This window comes from Dyella sp. C9, from assembly GCF_003332825.1.
Classification (GTDB): Bacteria; Pseudomonadota; Gammaproteobacteria; order Xanthomonadales; family Rhodanobacteraceae; genus Dyella.
The window spans coordinates 1-1,067 of record NZ_QIRF01000040.1 but is presented as its reverse complement, the minus strand read 5'-3'; the positions used below and the strand labels follow the sequence as shown (position 1 = coordinate 1,067).

At 66.9% G+C, this 1,067-nt stretch carries 1 protein-coding gene; it reads left to right on the top strand.

Going from position 1 to position 1,067, the window contains the following annotated elements:
* The coding region (locus tag DVU99_RS19585; RefSeq protein WP_157971504.1) for a glycosyltransferase at positions 1 to 1,067 on the top strand (1,067 nt) is incomplete at both ends.

Below are 1,067 nucleotides of genomic sequence, written 5' to 3'. Positions count from 1 at the left end.
TGGCTCGACCAGGCAAAGATCGAGCGCGCACAGCCGCTGAAGGTGGGATATTTCCACCTGGGCGCGGACCCGGAGATCGATGCAGGCAGCCGGCCGAGCACGGAAGAGCAGGCACGGCTGGACGCCCTGAAGTCGCGCCCGACGGTGCTGATGGTGAGCACGGTGGAGCCGCGCAAGGGTTACCAGCAGGCGCTGGAGGCCTTCGAGCAACTGTGGCAGCAAGGCGCGCAGGTGAACCTGGCAATCGTGGGCAAGGCGGGCTGGCGAACCGAATCGCTGGTGGAGCGCCTGCGCACGCATCCGGAAGCAGGACACCGGTTGCACTGGTTCGAGGGCGCCAGTGACGCGGTGCTGCACGCGTTGTACCAGGGCAGCGACCTGCTGCTGTCGGCCTCCGAAGGCGAAGGGTTCGGCCTGCCGGTGATCGAGGCGGCGCAGTACGGCATCCCGCTGCTGCTGCGTGACCTGGACGTGTTCCGGGAAATCGCCGGGGATCACGCGGGCTATTTTTCCGGCTACGAGGCGTCGGACCTGGCATCGGCGCTGACGGACTGGCTGGAAGGACGAGCGGCCGGGCGGTCCTGGCCTGATTCGCGGGGCGTGGAATGGCTGACGTGGCAGCAGAGCTACGCGCAGTTCCTGGACGTGCTGGAGGGGCGTCGCTGGGCCTACGAGGTGGGCAACACGCCCCGGTACTGGTTCCCGTCGTCGGATCCGCGGATGCAGACGCAGTGCGGGGTGTACAAGCGCGGTCAGGTTCACGCCAGCGGCAACCCGGGGATGCTGATTTACGGCCCGTATGCGAAAGTACCTGACGGCACGTACCGGTTGCGCGCGTATGGCGCGATGGACCGGCCGGACCCGGAAAGCTGGCTGGACGTGGCGAGCGAAGGGGGCACCCGGACGCTGTTCAGGGGCGAATTGGTATGCACCCCCGACGGGGAGGGCAAGGTGCTGCTGGACGGGATCATGACCTTGCCGCGGCCGGTGAAGGATCTGGAAATCCGCGTGTGGTCATCGGGCCAGTCCCAGCTTGAGCTGATTGGTTTTGAGTTGGTCAGGCAGGT